Origin of the sequence: Acetobacter sp. (assembly GCF_052102375.1) — a bacterium.
Lineage (GTDB): Bacteria > Pseudomonadota > Alphaproteobacteria > Acetobacterales > Acetobacteraceae > Acetobacter.
Map to the genome: position 1 here is coordinate 41,502 of NZ_JBQDXI010000003.1, position 15,666 is coordinate 57,167.

Below are 15,666 nucleotides of genomic sequence, written 5' to 3' on the forward strand. Positions count from 1 at the left end.
TGTCAGACCCTATCCACAGCCGTGCTTCTTGCCAAGCGGGAACAGCTATAAGGTTTTTTGGTTATTTTCGTGCTCTAACCCTTGCCAAATGGCTCAGGTTGCGTAAATCAGGGCCTACCTGTGTGCGCCTGTAGCTCAATTGGTTAGAGCGGGCCGCTCATAACGGCTAGGTTGCGGGTTCAAGTCCTGCCGGGCGCAGGTTTTTCTTTTCACGTCCTTATACGGCGCGCCACCATTCATTTGCGGGGGTTCATCTCATGGCATCCTATCAATACGTCTATGTGATGAAGGACCTCACCAAGTCCTATCCAGGCGGGCGCGAAGTGTTCAAGGGCATTACGCTCTCCTTCCTTCCCGGTGTTAAAATTGGTGTGCTCGGCGTCAACGGTGCCGGTAAATCAACCCTGCTCAAAATTATTGCCGGGATTGATAAGGAATATGGCGGTGAAGCGTGGGCTGCTGAAGGCGTCAAGGTTGGCTATCTGGAGCAGGAACCCCAGCTTGATCCCAAACTGACGGTCGGGGAAAACGTGGCCCTCGGCTTTGGTGAGCTGAAAAAGGCGCTGGACCGGTTTAACGAAATTTCCATGCGTTTTGCCGAGCCCATGAGCGACGAGGAAATGAATGCCCTGCTGGCCGAACAGGCCGAATTGCAGGAAAAAATTGATGCAGGCGATGGCTGGGAGCTGGACCGCAAACTTGAGATTGCGCTGGACGCCCTACGCTGCCCCCCTGCTGATAGCCCGGTTGACAAACTGTCCGGTGGTGAGCGCCGCCGCGTGGCCCTGTGCCGCCTGCTGATTGAAAAGCCAGACATTCTGCTGCTTGACGAACCAACCAACCATCTGGACGCAGAAAGTGTGGCTTGGCTGGAAAAAACCCTGCACGACTATCAGGGCACTGTCATGGTCATCACCCATGACCGTTACTTCCTTGATAACGTGACCAACTGGATTCTTGAAATCGAGCGTGGCCGTGGCCTGCCGTTTGAAGGCAACTACTCCTCCTGGCTGGAACAGAAGCGCAAGCGTCTTGCTCAGGAAGAAAAAGAGGAAAGTGCCCGCCAGCGTGCTCTTGCTGCCGAGCAGGAGTGGATTGGCTCCAGCCCCAAGGCCCGTCAGGCCAAAAGCAAGTCCCGTATTGCCCGGTATGAAGAAATGCTGGCCGCCAGTGCTGAAAAACAGAACGGCGTGGCAGATATCGTTATTGCGCCCGGCCCACGCTTGGGTGGCACGGTTATTGAGGCCGACCACTTGTGCAAAGGCTTTGGTGACCGCCTGCTGATTGATGACCTGAACTTCAAGCTGCCACCGGGTGGCATTGTCGGGGTTATCGGGCCGAACGGTGCTGGTAAATCCACCCTGTTTAAAATGATTGTGGGTGCGGAAAAGCCGGATTCCGGCGAGCTGAAAATTGGTGAGACCGTCAAGCTGGGCTATGTTGACCAGTCCCGTGATGATCTGGACCCCAACAAAACGGTCTGGGAAGAAATTTCCGGCGGTACGGACGTCATCTATCTGGGTAAGCGCTCTGTGCCGTCCCGTGCGTATGTGGGGGCCTTTAACTTTAAAGGGTCTGACCAGCAGAAGAAGGTTGGCATTCTGTCCGGTGGTGAGCGTAACCGCGTGCATCTGGCCAAAATGCTGCGTCAGGAAAGCAACGTGCTGCTGCTTGACGAACCAACCAACGACCTTGACGTGGATACCCTGCGTGCCTTGGAAGAAGCCTTGGCTGAATTCCCCGGTTGTGCCGTGGTGATTACCCATGACCGTTGGTTCCTTGACCGTCTGGCAACGCATATTCTGGCCTTCGAAGGGGATTCCCACGTCGAATGGTTTGAGGGTAACTTCCAGGCTTATGAAGAAGACAAACGCCGCCGCCTTGGTGCTGATGCAACCGAGCCGGGCCGCATTCGTTATCGCCCTATCGCACGCTAAGGTCTGGCTGACGGCTTGGGAGAGCGTTTTCTTCTCTCAAGTCGTTCCGGTTATTGTTTTGCAAAACCCTGCTCTTCACCGGAGCAGGGTTTTGTGTATTTCCCCCCTGAGCGGGAGGGCTTTTCATGACTGATGCACGCACTCTCAACACAGGGCGGCTTACGCTCCGGCCTGTGAGCTGGCGCGATATGGAAGACATGGTGCGCCTGAAGGCGGATGGTGGTGCATTTGGCCAGATGTTGGGCGGCGTCTGCACCCGTCAGCAGGCAGAGAAGGAAATGGCGGATGATATCGCCTTCTGGGCCTGCCATCGCGTTGGTATTTTCACCATCCATGAACAAGGGCGGTTTGTGGGCATGACCGGTATTCATGACCGACCAGATGGACGCGGCTTTGGCTTGCGCTTTGCTCTCTACCCGTGGGCGAGTGGGCGCGGTATTGCGCGGGAAGCAGCCAATGCGGCGCTTAGTTTTACCCATAATGCAGGCATACGCAGGGTGATAGCGGTTGCGAAGGAGAGTAATCTGGCGTCCCGCAGTATTCTGAAAGGCATAGGGATGCAGGAATGTGAGCGCTTTATGCGCGAGGGGCAGACCATGTTGGTTTATGAAAGCAAACGCCAACCGTAGCCAAAGTATTTAGCCATAAAAAAAAGCACCCGGTGTGGGTGCTTTTTTGTAACCGAACCAAATGGTTAAGCCGTTACTGAGCAGAGGCTGAATGATGCTCAATCTGGTGTTTCAGAGCCTTGATCAACGCATCAACATTGCCACCATTGCGGGCGATATAGGCTGAGTAGTCTTGGCGCTGTGTCAGGCGCAGGCTGGCACCTTCCCCAATAACGTCCACAACTTTGTCTGTCCCGCTGGCGGAACTGACAATCCACTGCATGCTGGCAGGGGGCTGCTGTGGGCGAAGCAGGGTTGCTTCAACAGAATCATCATCGCCAGATTTGGTGATGGCACCAATGGTGAAGCTAACGCCGCGATAGTCACCCAGCTTGTCTGTAATGGCGCTTACAAGAATCTGGTTGAACAGGCCCAGATATTCTTTCTGCTGCTGTGGTGTTGCTGTTTTCCAGTAACGGCCAAGGCAATAGCGGCCAATGGCATCAATATCCACATTCTTCTGGATCAGCGGCAGAACCTTCTCTTTCTTTTCAGAAAGTGGAACCGGGCTGTTTACAATAGCAACAAGCTGCTTGCCGAAGCTCTCAATAAACTGATGGGTGTTCTGTGCTGCACGGGCGGGGGCGGCAGCAAGGCTGCCTGCACACAGGAGAGCAAGGGAGCCGAGAAAAAGGCGACGGCCGGAAAAGAAAGTCATGTCAGTGCTACCCTTGTTGTCTATTCTTGACATGGTACCACAGTGGCACAGTGGCCCGGTGGTCGTTTTTAATGGCCTCAGCATGGGCTTTGCGCTGTTGCTGATAGGCACTGCGGATGGTGGCATACGGGTCCAGCGCATCACGCTGCAAGGCATCCAGTTCATCCAGATGCTCTGAGCGGCCATGTATTACACCAAGCATGTTATAGGCCCAGTTGAAACTCACGAGACCGTAACCACGCGGCACATAGTTCCAGGGGGAAAGCCCCTGATCAATCCCGTACCCGATTCCATCACGGATGGAGGAGGGGCCCATAGGCAGGAAGAGGTAGGGGCCAGACGGAATACCCCAGTTGGCCAGTGTCAGACCTGCATCGTTATCCTGGTGCGGGTAACCCGCCATTTTGGCGACGTCTATCAGGCCGCCAACACCAACGGACATATTGATGCACCAGCGCACAAAGGCATCGCCTGCACGGCGGGGTTTGCCTGCACCAACATCGTTAAAGAAGGCCGAAGGCTCGTTCATGGTCAGGATCATGTTGCCAAAGGCATTTCGCACAGGGTGCGGCACAGCCCATACATAGGCTTTGGCAACAGGCCGGAGCGCCCATTTGTCCGCCTTCATCATCACACCGTAGATTTTACGGTTCAGCGGCTCGTAGGGGTCATTGGCTTGTTTGTAGTCTTCAAGAGCATCCGGGTCCGTGGGGACTGGCGCTTTAATGCTACTGCACCCTGCAAGGGTCATGAGTGAGAGAGCAAAAACAGCGTGGCGCTTGGAAAAACGGCGGGATGCCGAAGGGGCTTCCTGAGCCTGAGCAGTATGTGCCTGACCACAGGGGCGGAGTCGTGTGCCGTTCCGTCCAGAATTCATTGCCGCCTTCACCTTCACCCTGTCACGTATCCTTAAACATCCTGACCATTATGGCAGGAGGTATCCTGCCGCACTGTCTACCACGAGAACGAGACTAAGCAATGCAGGGCTTCTCTGCGTTGCCGACAGGGTAGAGAAAAATAAGCGCAGTCAGGGCCTTAAGGTTCATAACAAAAGACAATTTTTACAGTTTTGTTGCGCGAAAGACGCAGTTAAGCCACGTTTTGAGCGTGAAAGCAAAAAATACCCCCACGCTCCGCTTCAGGTAATAGGTATGCTTACAGCCCACGGTCGCGTTTTATCACGTCCCATGCCGCGTTGATGCGGGAGATTTTGGCGGAAGCAGCCTCAATTTCGGCTGGTGGGGCATTACGGGCTGTCATCACGTCCGGGTGATACTGGCGCACAAGCATTTTCCAGTGCGCGCGTATTTCCTCGTTGGATGCTGACGACTCGATACCCATAATCACATAGGCATCATCTTCCATCATGGATGGGCGGGCACGTCCCTGTTCCGCCCGCTCCCACGCGCCCCGGCTCAGGCCAAACAGGGTATGCACCCGTTGGAGGAAGTGCAGTTCTTCCTTCGTCAGGGGTTCATCGGGGGCCAGATCAGCACGGGCAATACCAAACAGTACGCCCATCAGGTCTTCCAGTGGCTGTTTCTCGGTGGCGTAAGCGTTGCCGAGCTCACGCGCAAAGCCCTCAAAGTCATCCGTACGCTGGCGGGACATGTCGAACAGGCGGCCCAGTTCGCGCATGTTTTCATCTGGCACGCGGAAGCGGGCTTTGAAGGCGTTAATCTCCCGCCGGTTTACGGGGGCATCACATTTGGCAAGTTTGGCGCACAGAATAACGCTGCTTAGGCCATAAAGCTGCTCCTTCTTGCCCATGGCGGCGGCAAGTTTGGCGGCCATGAAAGTTGCAGCACCGGCCGGGTCCGGGTTTGTGCGGGCTGAAAACCGGTCGCTCCACCCACCGGCAGGAGGGTTGAGCAACGTCCCCTTATCTGCCGCATGGCCAAGTGCCGTACCAAGAGCAGCCCCCATAGGCCCCCCCATGGCAAATCCGGCAACCCCTCCAAATATCTTACCCCAAATAGCCATACTGTCTGTTTTCAACCTGTTTTGCGGGACGGCTGGTTATGCCGCAGCCGTCATATCGGAGACTATAACAAGATTAGTCATGCCATGAGAAGGCAACTCTCCTCTGCCCTTTTGGTTGCAAGAGAGCTCAAGCCCGAAACGCCTGTTACACGGAAGATGCACTGACAAGACGGCTCATGGCTTCCAGATAAGCCAGAAACGCTGTGCGGCCTTGTGGGGTCAATTCAATCTGGGTGAGCGGTTTGCGGCCGGTAAACGATTTATGCTGCTCGATATAGGCCGCTTCTTCCAGTTTTTTGAGGTGAGTGGACAAGTTGCCGTCTGAAACAGCTAGATGTTTCCGCAGACTGGTGAAGTCTGCTGTACCGCTTGCGGCAAGAAAGGCCATAATGCCCAACCGCACCCGACCGTGGATTGTTTCATCAATCTGGTGAATATCGAACAGGGTCACGCGCTCCTCATCCTGCTGCCTGTTTACGGACCAGTATGCAGCCCGGCAATACGGAGAGCAGAAGCAGGAGACCTGCATAAGCCAGAAAAACTGAAGGTTGGTTGCTGAGCGCAGAGATAAGCAGTGCACCAGCAAAGGCTCCCATAGCAACGCACCATACCCAACGCTGCCGGGAAAGCAGGGCTGTCACCTGCCATGCTGCGCCATAAAGGCCGAGAACAAGAGCCGGGAACAAGGCCCATGCCAGAGGGTTCTGGAACTTCCAGTTCAAAATAACTGCCGCTAGAAAAACCGTGGCAATACAGCTTCCCAGCCCCGACCAGACCCATTTGAGGGTACGGTTGGAGGCGGATGCAGCGCCATGTTGCTGTAATCTTGATGAAAGCAGCCACATTGCGCCCAAGTGCACCGCCATAGCAGCAGCAAAAATCCAGACAATGGCGTGGGGTGTCAGACCCAGAGCATTGTGTGTGGCCGCCCAGGCCAGCACGCTGGCACCACTAAAAACAAGGCCAGCCACAATCAGGTAGGGGCCGCAGGTCAGAGGCATATTTTGTCCGGCTTCCGCCAGCGTACGGAGAAAGTTGATATCCTGCTGAAGCGTATGGGATGTCTGGGTCATGCGGGCAGCCTTTGCACACAAAAGAGAGGGTAGAAAAAGTCTACAAACTCACCGTACACAAATAACTTTGAAATACAAAGTATAATTTTCTACAAAGCTGATTGGGGGCTTCCATCGCTTTAATTTCAAGAAGAGGGTTGTTCGTTTTCCGGCGGTAGAAGGCTCTTGAGCGCATAAACCCGCAAGGCAGACGCTAACGATTGGGTGGGTATGCGGGCGGCATCTATCTTGGCGACCAGAGTGGGGAATGGCAGCCGTTTTTGCTGCGCCAGTGTATCCAGCACCTGCCAGAATTCGGGTTCCAGCGCCACGCTGGTATCGTGGCCTGATAAAATCAGGCTGCGTTTGCGTAAGTGCGCGCTCATGGCGTGTTGTCTTTCAGGCGGGTGACAGCCCACTCCGCAGCTTCTGCGACAACCGGGTTGGGGTCGTGGCAGAGGGCACTGGCTAACGGTGTGAGTTCCTGCCTGCCACTATTGCCAATAGCGGTCAGCACATTGCGGATAAACCGGTCACGGCCAATGCGCTTGATGGGCGAGCCAGAAAAACGTTGGCGGAAAGCGGTGTCATCCAGTTGCACAAGGTCTGCCAGTTCAGGGGCTATCAGGTCAGGGCGCGGTTGGAGTTTGATCTGGTGAGACACGGCGGCAAACCGGTTCCATGGGCAGACCGCCAGGCAGTCATCACAGCCATAGATATGTGTGCCAATGGCCGCACGCAGAGCATGTGGGATGGGGCCTGCATGTTCTATGGTCAGGTAGGAGATACAGCGCCGTGCATCCATCTGGTACGGGGCGGGGAAGGCTTGCGTGGGGCAGGCGGTCAGGCAGCGTGTGCAATTCCCGCACTGTCCACCGGACGGCTCAGACTGCGGTAACTCAAGTGTGGTGTAAATTTCGCCCAGAAACAGCCAGCTTCCGTGGCTGCGGGAGACCAGATTGGTATGTTTGCCCTGCCAGCCCAGCCCGGCTTGTTCTGCCAAGGGTTTTTCCGCCACGGGAGCCGTATCGACAAACACTTTGACCTGTGGTGGCTCACCGGTATCGCTCGTGCTGAGGATGGTCTGCCCTTCCTTCACGACAAACTGGGCCAGATGTTTCAGCATGCCTTTTATCAGGTCATGATAATCTCGGTGCCGCGCGTAAACGGATATATTGCCACATTCTGTTTTGGCTAATGTGGCAAGGGCATCGCCTTCCGGCGCGTAAGAGACGCCAAGCGCAATAACGCTCCGGGCTTCAGGCCATAAAGCTTGAGGGTGTGTGCGTTGCGTTGTACGGTCCGCCAGCCACCCCATGTCTCCATGGTAACCTTTGGCCAAAAAGTCGGTCAGGCGCTCCCGTACTTCCGGGCCAAGGGTGGCGGGGCAGAACCCAATGGCGTCAAAACCAAGGGCCAGCGCTTTATCCCGTATGCGGTCCGCCAGCTTGTGCAGCGGGTGGGCGGGGGCTTCAGCCACGCGGTACCATATCCTTCTGGTGGGGGGAGGGACAATAACGCTGTGAATAAGGTGTTTATTGTCCCAACGTGCAGGCGTTAGGGAACGGGCGGAATAACCGGTTGCGGCATTTCATCCTCGCTCCAGTCTTCGGCGGCCCACTCTGCCCGGAGCTGTAGAGCCAAAGCCTCCAATCGCTTTTCCAGAATCGCTTCCCGGATCTGGCGCATCAGGCGCTGATAATAGGCAATATTGTGCCATGTCAGCAGCATGGGGCCGAGAATTTCATTGGCTCGGAACAGGTGGTGCAAATAGGCGCGGCTATGGCGCGTGCACGCCAGACAGTCGCAGTGAGGGGAGATTGGCCGTGCATCCCCGGCATGGCGGGCATTGCGCAGGTTGAGCGTGCCACGCTCTGTATAAGCACGGGCCGTGCGGCCTGCCCGCGTGGGCATGACGCAGTCAAACATGTCCACACCCCGCATGACACTGCCAAGCAGGTCATCCGGTGTGCCTACACCCATCAGGTAACGTGGGGCAGATTGCGGCATGAGGGGGACTGTGGTGTTGAGGGTAGAGAACATCAGTTCCTGCCCTTCCCCTACGGCCAGACCACCAATGGCATAGCCTTCAAACCCAATATCGGTCAGGGCTTTCACGCTTTCGGCGCGCAGGTCTGCCTCGGTGCCGCCTTGTACAATCCCAAACTGGCCATAGCCCTCACGCTGTATAAAAGCCTGCCGGGACCGTTCTGCCCATTTCATGGACAGGCGCATGGACTTGGCAATGGTTTCAACCGGAGCAGGCAGGGCCGGGCATTCGTCAAAACACATGGTAATGGTGGCATCCAGCTTGTGCTGAATGTCTGTTGAGCTTTCTGGTGTCAGCCGGTGGGTCGAACCATCAATATGGGATTTGAAGGTTACGCCATCCTGATCCAGCTTGCGGAGCGGGCCGAGAGACATGACCTGAAACCCGCCGGAATCCGTCAGGATCGGGCCGGACCAGTCCATAAACTTGTGCAGGCCACCAAGCTGCTGCACGCGCTCTGCGCCGGGGCGCAGCATCAGGTGATAGGTGTTGCCCAGGACTATTCCTGCGCCGGTTGAGCGCACGGCATCCATGGTCATGGCTTTTACGGTGCCCACTGTGCCCACAGGCATGAAAGTGGGGGTGGCAACAGGGCCGTGTGCCGTGTGCAGCGTGCCTGCACGGGCAGCGCCATCCGTGCTTTCGCAGGTCCAGTGAAAGCGGCTCATGGTGTGGCTCCGGTAGGGGAATGGGGGGTATGAATGCTGTGGGCGCAGCGCAGCAGGCAGGCGTCACCATAGGAATAAAAGCGGTACCCGGTCTGCACGGCGTGCTCATAAGCCTGCCGCATTCTGGCTTGCCCGGCAAACGCGCTAACCAGCATAAACAGCGTAGAGCGTGGTAGGTGGAAATTGGTCATCAACATATCCACCGCCCGAAACTGGTAGCCGGGCCGAATGAAAATGGAGGTCTCAGCGTTAAACGGATGCACTACACCGTGTGCGTCCGCAGCACTTTCCAGCAGGCGTAGGCTGGTTGTGCCAACGGCAATAATACGGCCACCGGCTTTGCGTGTTGCATTAATCCGTGCGGCAACCTCTGGCGTAATAATGCCGCGTTCAGCATGCATGTGGTGTTTGGAAATATCGTCGTCCCGCACGGGCAGAAAGGTGCCTGCGCCCACATGCAGGGTCAGGGTACAGCGGTCAGCGCCTGTGGCATCAACCGCGTTGAGCAGGGCTGGCGTGAAATGTAGTCCAGCCGTGGGGGCTGCTACGGCACCTTTATGGTCTTCAAAAATGGTGGCGTAGTCGCGTGCGTCCTGCTCTGTCGGGCCGTGGGGGCGGTGGATATAGGGCGGCAGGGCCAGAGCGCCCACATGCAGCAGAAAGGCATCAAAAGCCTCCCCTTCCGCAGTAAAGCGCAGGATGCCACCGCCGCCTTCTTCCCGTGCCATAACGGTGGCGGTGTGAGGGGTGTTGGCAAAGGTCAGGGTGTCTCCAACCTTAACGCGTTTGGCGTTGCGGAGCAGTACATGCCATGTGGTATCCGGCAGGATACGGTCCAGCGTAATCCCAATGTGGGCCTCCCCGCGCATGGCGTGTAACTGGGCGCGTATGACGGCTGTATCATTGGCTACAAGCAGATCTCCCGGCTGCAAAAGGCCGGGAAGGTCTGAGACATGCAGGTCTCTGAACGGGCCGTGCAGGGGCACATCCAGCAGGCGGGCGCTTTCACGCGGGCGGGCGGGTTCCTGCGCGATCAGGGTTTCGGGCAGGTGGAAATCAAAATCTTCGGTGCGATTGCTCATGGCTGGACGGGTTTACGCAATCGGGTGGCGCTACGCCAGAGGATATGCGGCCTTTGAGCCTTTGTGAGCTTCAAAAAAAGCGCGCAGGGGTGGCTAGACCTTGCAGGGCTTGAACAACGGGCACACAACCGCCAGATTCACTTCACCATTATGAATAAACAGGACGCTAAAAATTATGTCTTATGCCCTTCTTGATGCAGACCGTGTTGCCAAAGCTGCCCAGACCTCACTTGGGGTCTTGAAATCCGTGCAGGAAACATCGGAAGCTCACCAGCGTAAAGTTATCATGATTGAGCGCATTGAAGCACTGGCCCGCGCAGCGGCAGACTCCGATGCCGGGAAAGCTGTCACGCTCACATCTGAAGAATTCTGGCTGATCAGCCGTAACTGGTAACGATAATACAGGGGGAAACCATGACCTTTGTGCTCACAAGCCCGGCTTTTCGGGACGGAGAGACCCTGCCACAGGCTCAGGTCTTCAATGGCATGGGGCAGACGGGGCAAAATCTGTCCCCCGCGCTGGTATGGCAGGATGTCCCGCAGGGTACCAAAAGCTTTGTGGTGACCGCGTATGACCCGGATGCCCCAACAGGGTCTGGCTGGTGGCATTGGGTTGTGGCCAATATTCCGGCACAGGTGACTACTTTGCCGGAGGGTGCTGGTTCAGGCAAAGCACCACTGCCTGCTCAGGCCGTGCAGGTACGGACGGACTTTGGACAACCCGGTTACGGTGGGGCCGCACCACCACCCGGCCGGACGCATCGCTATGTTTTTACGGTGCATGCGCTTGACGTTGAGGGATTGGATGTCACGCCAGACTCCAGCCCAGCTATGGTGGGTTTTCTGGTGCATCACCACACACTTGGCTCGGCAACGCTGACTGCAACCTACGGTAGTTAGGGTATGAGCGCCTCCCCACCTCTGGTACATACCAGAGGTGGGGAGGTGCCTCATTATGGTGGTTATGCTCGCAGAGGTGAGGCCTGCGCTTCAGTGGGAGTAATGTCATATTCCCCTGTAGCCCGCAGTTGTACGGCCAACATGCCAATGGCTCTTGGGCGACGGTGTGCGAGCGGAAGTTCCGCTTTCCCTTGGGTCCAGCGTGCCTTGTCCTGCACTTGCCCCCACCCTGACAGATCTTCCGTTTTAAGATGGTCGGTTATGGGGCGTGTCCGGCCTGCTTCAAAAAATGTAATCTCTCCAACCAGTACACCATGTGGAGAACGGCCTTTGTCTGCCAGTTCTGCGGCATCATCCAGATAGGTGACGCGGGATACAAGGGAGACGGAAGCAACGCCCGGCGGCACCATAAAGGTAATCTTGCCATCGGCCTCGCGTATCTTACGGATGACATGCCCGGAGTCCGTAACTTAGGTGCAGGTCAGCATTCTCTGTCAAAACAGGCTGGTCTGTTTTTAAGGAAACATCAGCCTGCTCAGCCCGCACTGCAAGGTGGTCCCGCACCGGGTTTACCGTGTGCCGGTCTGTCACTACGGGGGCAGCAGCATCTGTCTGCCATGACCTGGTTGCAGAAAGAGCAGGGCGTGGAGCAGGTGTCTGTTCCTGCGGCAGCGTGGACGCGGTGTTTCTGAGCCAGTGTCTTGCTGTGGAAGTGCCGTGAGCCATGTTGTAAAGCGCTCCTGCTGTCGTCGGACCAAATACGGTTAGATACAAAGACTTTGCCACCGTGGCGCCGAATGTGTGCCGGGTACCTACTGGTAACCTAGTATCACATGTGTGCCTGCTGCGGCAGGTTGGCGTTGATTAACTGCCAACACAGAAACATTACATAAAATCCATAAAGAAAAAGTTAATCAGCATCAAAAAATATGGATTTTTTATTCATATTCATAGAAAATGAATAAAATCAATCAGTTGCTGTTAATTTTTCTCGCGTTTCTGCGTCTGTTGTAGGGGATAGTAGGCGTTTTGTTGTTATATTACAAACTTACAGTGTTTCAGACCAAAGAGCAAAGATGCCATTGGCAGACTGAGTGTGCTCAAAAAGCGCCTAGAGCACTACAGAACTATGAAGGAACAGTTGCATACTTGGTCTGCCTGCCTTTTGTGATGACCAAGCAAAAGTTGGGGGAGGACAGCCTTATGCCAGTCCTCCGTAACGCACTAACCTAGCACGCCCTGCAACGGTGGCAGGTATTGCTCCAGTTTAACCCTCAAGGGCATCAGATAGACAGATCCGTCTTCCGCACTGCTGGAGAGTTCACGCAATACAGTCTGGGCAAACGCAATATTGGCGTCCAGAGTGGGCGAGAAGTCTTTGGGAAAAACAACGTGGTTTGTTGTTTCCCAGTAAGAGCGGGAACGAGGGCCAATAACGGGTGACAGACCCCAGAACACCGTTTCGTCCCGCAGCCATTCCCGGCAGAGGTCAAACAGTTTGCGGTCAAACACAGGCTGCGTGAAAAACCCTTCCGCTCCTGCTTCTTTTTTGCGGGCAACATCTTCCAGCTCCCGCCACGGTGCGCGGCGGTAGGGGTCAAAGGCTGCATAAACGCGTAGATGCGGTGCTTCTTTTTTGTACCGGCGAATAATGCTTTCCGTACTATTGGGGTATGTACGGTGGGACAGATCTGCCGGTGGGTCACCATGCACCACGAGTATTTCTCGTAGTCCGGGCTGCGTGGCACCGGGCAAGGGGGCATCGGGTGCAATATCGATGGCCCGGATATGCGGTATAATAGTGGGGAAAACCGGCTGGAGCAGGGCCGCAGCATCCCAACTACGCAGGGGAAAGCGCATAAGGTCAGGAATATTCAGCATATCTGCTGCTGGCAGCAGGGTTTTCACCGCATCCGTGTCACCACGCAGTGCGTCTTCGGCACGGGGAATAAGCTCGACGGAAAGATGGGTCAGGCTCATTCCGCTTTCCCGGTCACCAGCAGTTTGGCTGCTGTCAGAGTATTTTTCAGCAGGCAGGCAATGGTCATGGGGCCAACGCCACCGGGCACGGGGGTAATGCGCCCTGCCACCTTTACAGCTTCATCAAACACGACATCCCCAACCAGACGGGTCTTGCCGTTAGGGAGGGTTATGCGGGTAATACCAACGTCAATAACCGTTGCACCCGGTTTGATCCAGTCGCCCCGTACAAGGCCGCTGCATCCCGTTGCAACCACCAGAATATCGGCCTGACGTGCCAGAGCAGCAGTGTCGCGCGTGTGAATATGAGCGACAGAAACAGTGCAGCCCTCAGCCAGAAGCAGCAGCGCGAGTGGCTTGCCAACAAGGTTGGAACTGCCAATCACCACAGCGTGCTGACCGCGCATATCCCCAAGCTGGTCCTTGAGCAGCAGGAGGCACCCCAGTGGAGTACAAGGCACAAGACCCGGCAAGCCAATAGCCAGACGGCCAGCATTGATCTCACCCAGACCGTCCACATCTTTTTCAGGGCGGATGGCATTGGTCACGCGGCGCGCATCCAGCCCGTTGGGAAGGGGAAGCTGCACTAGAATGCCGTGAATTTCCGGGTCTTTATTCAGGCGCTCAATCAGGGCCAGAAGTTCTTCTTCTGTCGTTGTTTCAGGCAACATGTGCATGAAAGAGCGCATGCCGGCATGATGGGTCTGAATAGCCTTGTTACGGACATACACTTCACTGGCCGGGTCGTTGCCAACCAGAATAACGGCAAGACCGGGCGTTACACCATGCGCGCCATGAAAGGCACGTACATCCTCACGGATCTGTTCGCGCAGGGCGGTGGCAAAGGCCTTGCCATCAATAAGAGAAGCCTGATGATCGGAAGAAAGGGAGGGTGTTGTGCTCATCATTCCTGCTGCCGGCAAAACGAGGGATTAAGGATGGCTGGACGCTAGGCGTGGCATACGCAAAAAAAGCCGGTGGGACAATGGTTGGACGTACTTGGCAGCGTTACGCAGTATCCTGCTTATAAGGCGAAAGGTCTCCCAGAGCTGTAACTTCTGCCTGCATTGCGGCGCGTTCCTGCTCCAGAAAGCTGGCGACACTTGCGTAAAATGAGCGGTTTTGCAGCCAGTGGGCTGAGTGCGTCAGGCTAGGGACGTAGCCACGCTGGATTTTGTGCTCACCCTGCGCTCCGGCTTCAACACGTTTCAGCCCATGGCTGATGGCAAAGTCTATGGCGCGGTAATAGCATAATTCAAAATGCAGGAACGGCCAGTCTCCCACGCAGCCCCAGTTGCGGCCATACAACGTGTCTGCGCCCAGCAGATTGAGGGCGGCGGCTACAGGCTGGTCCTCCTTACGCGCGACCATTAGCACGACCTTGTCTCCCAGTCGGTCAGACAGGAGCGGGAAAAAGCTGGGTGTCAGGTAAGCACTGCCCCATTTGCGGTCTATGGTGTTTTCGTAAAACCGATAAAAGGCGTCCCAGTCTGCGCGGGTAATGTCCGGCCCACGCAGGGTCTCAAAGGTCAAACCAGCAGCATTTGCGTCCCGTCGTTCGCGTTTTAAAACCTTGCGTTTGCGGGAGGACAGGGCGGCCAGAAAATCATCAAAGGTTTGATAGCCCTGATTATGCCAGTGATACTGCACACCAAGGCGGGGCAGCCACCCACGTTGGGCAAGTAACGCACTGTCCTGCTCTGTACAGAAGGTCACGTGCGCGGAAGAAAGTTGGAGATCCCCACAGAGTTGCCGCAAAGCATCTGCCAGTACGGACGCTGTTTCGGGGGGTGCTGCCGGGTGTAGGAGCAGTCGCGGGCCGGGGGCAGGCGTAAACGGTACGGCAACCTGAAGTTTGGGGTAGTAAGAGTCGCCCGCCGCCTCAAACGCGCGTGCCCACCCCTGATCGAACACGTACTCGCCCCAAGAGTGGCTTTTTAAATACGCGGGGCAGACAGCAGCAAGCTGGCCATCCGGGGTGTGGAGCGCCACATGCTGGGGCAACCACCCTGTACGGCGTGAGACAGAGCCGCTGTCTTCCAATGCTGAGAGAAAGGCAAAGCTGACAAACGGGTTGTCAGCTCCGGCGCAGGCATCCCACGCCTTCTGGCCGAGGGAATGAATGCCATCATGGAGCTTTATGGACCAGTCAGGCATGGGTCATTCCTTGGTGCAGTTCAGTCGATCTCAAACAATCCTTCCACTTCAACCGGAGCGTCAAGCGGCAAAGACGGTACGCCAACCGTTGAGCGTGCATGGCGGCCAGCGTCACCAAATACGGCAACGGCCAGATCGGACGCACCGTTCATGACGGCTGCATGCGCAGTAAAGTCAGGGGTGCAGGCAATAAAGCCACCCAGACGCACAACGCGTTTAACGCGGCTTAGGTCACCACCCAGTGCGGCTTTCACCTGTGCGATCACGTTAATCATGCTGTAGCGCGCAGCTTCCACCGCAGTTTCAACAGAAACAGCGCCACCCAGCTTACCAGTGGCAAAGAGGCTGCCATCAGCCAAGGGCAACTGGCCAGAGACAACCAGAAGGGAGCCGGTCTGTACGCAGGCTACGTAGTTGGCAACCGGGACTGCTGGTGTTGGCAGCGTAATGCCCAGTGCGGCAAGGCGGGAGTCGGGAGTTGTGCTCATAGTGGGGTTCTCCTTGGTTCAGGGGGCACTGTGCCAGCGTTTT

At 56.3% G+C, this 15,666-nt stretch carries 19 protein-coding genes and 1 tRNA gene; 5 read left to right on the forward strand and 15 right to left on the reverse strand.

Annotated elements, in window-relative coordinates:
• The first annotated feature begins 124 nt into the window (after positions 1-124).
• The 3 genes from ACTIDN_RS01905 to ACTIDN_RS01915 all read left to right on the forward strand — a co-directional run bounded on the left by ACTIDN_RS01905 (position 125) and on the right by ACTIDN_RS01915 (position 2,566).
• Positions 125-198 (forward strand) — tRNA-Ile (locus tag ACTIDN_RS01905).
• A gap of 59 nt (positions 199-257) precedes the next feature.
• Positions 258-1,937: an energy-dependent translational throttle protein EttA gene (gene ettA / locus ACTIDN_RS01910; protein WP_048837930.1), complete on the forward strand. Its 1,680-nt coding sequence runs from the start codon at positions 258-260 to the stop codon at positions 1,935-1,937.
• A gap of 125 nt (positions 1,938-2,062) precedes the next feature.
• Positions 2,063-2,566: a GNAT family N-acetyltransferase gene (locus ACTIDN_RS01915; protein WP_441375801.1), complete on the forward strand. Its 504-nt coding sequence runs from the start codon at positions 2,063-2,065 to the stop codon at positions 2,564-2,566.
• 73 nt (positions 2,567-2,639) lie between these two features.
• Here the strand turns inward: ACTIDN_RS01915 and ACTIDN_RS01920 are convergent, their stop codons facing one another.
• The 9 genes from ACTIDN_RS01920 to queA all read right to left on the reverse strand — a co-directional run bounded on the left by ACTIDN_RS01920 (position 2,640) and on the right by queA (position 10,098).
• On the reverse strand, positions 2,640-3,263 hold the full coding sequence (locus tag ACTIDN_RS01920) for an MlaC/ttg2D family ABC transporter substrate-binding protein (protein ID WP_048837790.1): 624 nt from the start codon (positions 3,261-3,263) through the stop codon (positions 2,640-2,642).
• 7 nt (positions 3,264-3,270) lie between these two features.
• Positions 3,271-4,140, reverse strand: coding sequence for an MlaA family lipoprotein (locus ACTIDN_RS01925; RefSeq protein WP_415509081.1), 870 nt, complete (start codon positions 4,138-4,140; stop codon positions 3,271-3,273).
• Between the two features lie 278 nt (positions 4,141-4,418).
• Positions 4,419-5,246 (reverse strand): TerB family tellurite resistance protein, encoded by an 828-nt coding sequence (locus ACTIDN_RS01930; protein ID WP_441375802.1) that lies wholly within the window; start codon positions 5,244-5,246, stop codon positions 4,419-4,421.
• A gap of 145 nt (positions 5,247-5,391) precedes the next feature.
• A complete protein-coding gene (locus tag ACTIDN_RS01935) occupies positions 5,392-5,697 on the reverse strand; it encodes a winged helix-turn-helix domain-containing protein (RefSeq protein WP_441375803.1) in 306 nt (101 codons plus the stop codon).
• 7 nt (positions 5,698-5,704) lie between these two features.
• Complete coding sequence (locus ACTIDN_RS01940; protein ID WP_441375804.1) at positions 5,705-6,319, reverse strand: hypothetical protein; 615 nt, start codon at positions 6,317-6,319, stop codon at positions 5,705-5,707.
• A gap of 125 nt (positions 6,320-6,444) precedes the next feature.
• Positions 6,445-6,684: a ribbon-helix-helix domain-containing protein gene (locus tag ACTIDN_RS01945; protein WP_441375805.1), complete on the reverse strand. Its 240-nt coding sequence runs from the start codon at positions 6,682-6,684 to the stop codon at positions 6,445-6,447.
• A complete protein-coding gene (queG, locus tag ACTIDN_RS01950) occupies positions 6,681-7,778 on the reverse strand; it encodes a tRNA epoxyqueuosine(34) reductase QueG (RefSeq protein WP_441375806.1) in 1,098 nt (365 codons plus the stop codon). The genes ACTIDN_RS01945 and queG overlap by 4 nt, the downstream gene beginning before the upstream one ends.
• A 77-nt stretch (positions 7,779-7,855) precedes the next feature.
• On the reverse strand, positions 7,856-9,016 hold the full coding sequence (gene tgt, locus ACTIDN_RS01955) for a tRNA guanosine(34) transglycosylase Tgt (RefSeq protein ID WP_048837783.1): 1,161 nt from the start codon (positions 9,014-9,016) through the stop codon (positions 7,856-7,858).
• The gene (queA, locus tag ACTIDN_RS01960; RefSeq protein WP_441375807.1) at positions 9,013-10,098 is read right to left on the reverse strand and encodes a tRNA preQ1(34) S-adenosylmethionine ribosyltransferase-isomerase QueA; all 1,086 of its coding nucleotides are present in this window, start codon (positions 10,096-10,098) and stop codon (positions 9,013-9,015) included. Before queA ends, tgt begins: the two co-directional genes overlap by 4 nt.
• A gap of 175 nt (positions 10,099-10,273) precedes the next feature.
• Here queA and ACTIDN_RS01965 point away from each other — a divergent pair, with 175 nt between their 5' ends.
• Together ACTIDN_RS01965 and ACTIDN_RS01970 are read left to right on the forward strand one after the other, a co-directional pair.
• A complete protein-coding gene (locus ACTIDN_RS01965) occupies positions 10,274-10,492 on the forward strand; it encodes a hypothetical protein (RefSeq protein WP_048837781.1) in 219 nt (72 codons plus the stop codon).
• A 20-nt stretch (positions 10,493-10,512) separates the two neighbouring features.
• The gene (locus tag ACTIDN_RS01970; RefSeq protein WP_415508186.1) at positions 10,513-10,998 is read left to right on the forward strand and encodes a kinase inhibitor; all 486 of its coding nucleotides are present in this window, start codon (positions 10,513-10,515) and stop codon (positions 10,996-10,998) included.
• A gap of 62 nt (positions 10,999-11,060) precedes the next feature.
• On the opposite strand, the gene ACTIDN_RS01975 is transcribed toward ACTIDN_RS01970, so the two are convergent.
• The 6 genes from ACTIDN_RS01975 to ACTIDN_RS02000 form a co-directional block, all read right to left on the reverse strand.
• Positions 11,061-11,408 carry a hypothetical protein gene (locus ACTIDN_RS01975; RefSeq protein WP_441375808.1) on the reverse strand — a complete coding sequence of 116 codons (348 nt, stop codon included), beginning with the start codon at positions 11,406-11,408 and terminating at the stop codon, positions 11,061-11,063.
• Between the two features lie 31 nt (positions 11,409-11,439).
• Complete coding sequence (locus ACTIDN_RS01980) at positions 11,440-11,724, reverse strand: hypothetical protein (RefSeq protein ID WP_441375809.1); 285 nt, start codon at positions 11,722-11,724, stop codon at positions 11,440-11,442.
• A gap of 498 nt (positions 11,725-12,222) precedes the next feature.
• Positions 12,223-12,978 carry a methylenetetrahydrofolate reductase gene (locus tag ACTIDN_RS01985; RefSeq protein ID WP_441375810.1) on the reverse strand — a complete coding sequence of 252 codons (756 nt, stop codon included), beginning with the start codon at positions 12,976-12,978 and terminating at the stop codon, positions 12,223-12,225.
• A complete protein-coding gene (locus tag ACTIDN_RS01990; protein ID WP_415508195.1) occupies positions 12,975-13,883 on the reverse strand; it encodes a bifunctional methylenetetrahydrofolate dehydrogenase/methenyltetrahydrofolate cyclohydrolase in 909 nt (302 codons plus the stop codon). Before ACTIDN_RS01990 ends, ACTIDN_RS01985 begins: the two co-directional genes overlap by 4 nt.
• A 103-nt stretch (positions 13,884-13,986) precedes the next feature.
• Entirely contained in the window at positions 13,987-15,135 is a 1,149-nt protein-coding gene (locus ACTIDN_RS01995; protein ID WP_441375811.1) for a GNAT family N-acetyltransferase, read from the reverse strand.
• Between the two features lie 20 nt (positions 15,136-15,155).
• Positions 15,156-15,623 carry a RidA family protein gene (locus ACTIDN_RS02000; protein ID WP_441375812.1) on the reverse strand — a complete coding sequence of 156 codons (468 nt, stop codon included), beginning with the start codon at positions 15,621-15,623 and terminating at the stop codon, positions 15,156-15,158.
• Positions 15,624-15,666: the final 43 nt, after the last annotated feature.

What these genes read in the sequence shown, in the direction of transcription:
- ettA (WP_048837930.1), top strand. Translation starts at nt 258, where the DNA reads ATGGCATCCTATCAATACGTCTATGTGATGAAGGACCTCACCAAGTCC.
- ACTIDN_RS01915 (WP_441375801.1), top strand. Translation starts at nt 2,063, where the DNA reads ATGACTGATGCACGCACTCTCAACACAGGGCGGCTTACGCTCCGGCCT.
- ACTIDN_RS01920 (WP_048837790.1), bottom strand. Translation starts at nt 3,263, where the DNA reads ATGACTTTCTTTTCCGGCCGTCGCCTTTTTCTCGGCTCCCTTGCTCTC.
- ACTIDN_RS01925 (WP_415509081.1), bottom strand. Translation starts at nt 4,140, where the DNA reads ATGAATTCTGGACGGAACGGCACACGACTCCGCCCCTGTGGTCAGGCA.
- ACTIDN_RS01930 (WP_441375802.1), bottom strand. Translation starts at nt 5,246, where the DNA reads ATGGCTATTTGGGGTAAGATATTTGGAGGGGTTGCCGGATTTGCCATG.
- ACTIDN_RS01940 (WP_441375804.1), bottom strand. Translation starts at nt 6,319, where the DNA reads ATGACCCAGACATCCCATACGCTTCAGCAGGATATCAACTTTCTCCGT.
- ACTIDN_RS01945 (WP_441375805.1), bottom strand. Translation starts at nt 6,684, where the DNA reads ATGAGCGCGCACTTACGCAAACGCAGCCTGATTTTATCAGGCCACGAT.
- tgt (WP_048837783.1), bottom strand. Translation starts at nt 9,016, where the DNA reads ATGAGCCGCTTTCACTGGACCTGCGAAAGCACGGATGGCGCTGCCCGT.
- queA (WP_441375807.1), bottom strand. Translation starts at nt 10,098, where the DNA reads ATGAGCAATCGCACCGAAGATTTTGATTTCCACCTGCCCGAAACCCTG.
- ACTIDN_RS01965 (WP_048837781.1), top strand. Translation starts at nt 10,274, where the DNA reads ATGTCTTATGCCCTTCTTGATGCAGACCGTGTTGCCAAAGCTGCCCAG.
- ACTIDN_RS01970 (WP_415508186.1), top strand. Translation starts at nt 10,513, where the DNA reads ATGACCTTTGTGCTCACAAGCCCGGCTTTTCGGGACGGAGAGACCCTG.
- ACTIDN_RS01975 (WP_441375808.1), bottom strand. Translation starts at nt 11,408, where the DNA reads ATGGTGCCGCCGGGCGTTGCTTCCGTCTCCCTTGTATCCCGCGTCACC.
- ACTIDN_RS01980 (WP_441375809.1), bottom strand. Translation starts at nt 11,724, where the DNA reads ATGGCTCACGGCACTTCCACAGCAAGACACTGGCTCAGAAACACCGCG.
- ACTIDN_RS01985 (WP_441375810.1), bottom strand. Translation starts at nt 12,978, where the DNA reads ATGAGCCTGACCCATCTTTCCGTCGAGCTTATTCCCCGTGCCGAAGAC.
- ACTIDN_RS01990 (WP_415508195.1), bottom strand. Translation starts at nt 13,883, where the DNA reads ATGAGCACAACACCCTCCCTTTCTTCCGATCATCAGGCTTCTCTTATT.
- ACTIDN_RS01995 (WP_441375811.1), bottom strand. Translation starts at nt 15,135, where the DNA reads ATGCCTGACTGGTCCATAAAGCTCCATGATGGCATTCATTCCCTCGGC.
- ACTIDN_RS02000 (WP_441375812.1), bottom strand. Translation starts at nt 15,623, where the DNA reads ATGAGCACAACTCCCGACTCCCGCCTTGCCGCACTGGGCATTACGCTG.